The following is a 644-nucleotide window of genomic DNA, read 5'->3' as shown; positions in this document are numbered from 1 at the left end:
GCTGCAGCTTTTTTGAATCGCGACATGCGGGTTACTAAGGACGACGTGTTCCTGGCGTATTTGCCGGTAGCGCTGAACTGGGGCTATCTGACGTTGCTTCAGTCAGTTATGGCGGGAGCATGCACTGTATTGCTAGAGCGCTTTTCGGCGCGTGCCGCACTTGAGCGCATCGCTTCGGAGAATGTGACGTTCGTTCCGACCGCGCCCGCTGCCATCGTCGCAATGCTCAACGCGCCGGAGTTAAGCTCGACGGACTGCTCCTCGCTACGCGTGATGGTAACCGGCGGTGCATCTGCGTCGATAGAAACGATTAGACTCTTCGGCTCGGCTTTCCCTCAGGGTCGGCTTATCGAACTCTACGGCATGTTGGAGACAGGCTTCCATTCTTATACACGACTCGAAGACGATCCCCTCGAAGTAATCGGGACGGTAGGGCGGTGCGTGGCGGAAATGGAACTCGGCGTACTCGACGACGTGGGACGGTTTGTCAAGGACGGTCAGACAGGCGAGCTATGCGCGAAAGGGCCGTCGGTGCATCTTGGCTATTTGAATAACGCACAGGCGAACAGCGAGAGCTTCACGGACGAGGGGTGGTTCAGAACTGGCGACCTTGGAGAGATCGTCGATAAGAACCGCAATATCCG

The 644-nt window shown here is 57.1% G+C and carries 1 protein-coding gene; it reads left to right on the top strand.

Annotation, left to right across the window (positions count from 1 at the left end; all coding sequences use genetic code 11):
* Positions 1–644 (top strand): class I adenylate-forming enzyme family protein (locus NCT32_RS37020; protein ID WP_250491565.1); only part of this gene is annotated, 644 nt, incomplete at both ends.

The organism is Caballeronia sp. INML2, assembly GCF_023631365.1.
In the GTDB taxonomy this organism is placed as follows: domain Bacteria; phylum Pseudomonadota; class Gammaproteobacteria; order Burkholderiales; family Burkholderiaceae; genus Caballeronia; species Caballeronia turbans.
Note: the sequence above shows the minus strand (reverse complement) of the source record. Positions and strands in the feature narration are given on the sequence as shown.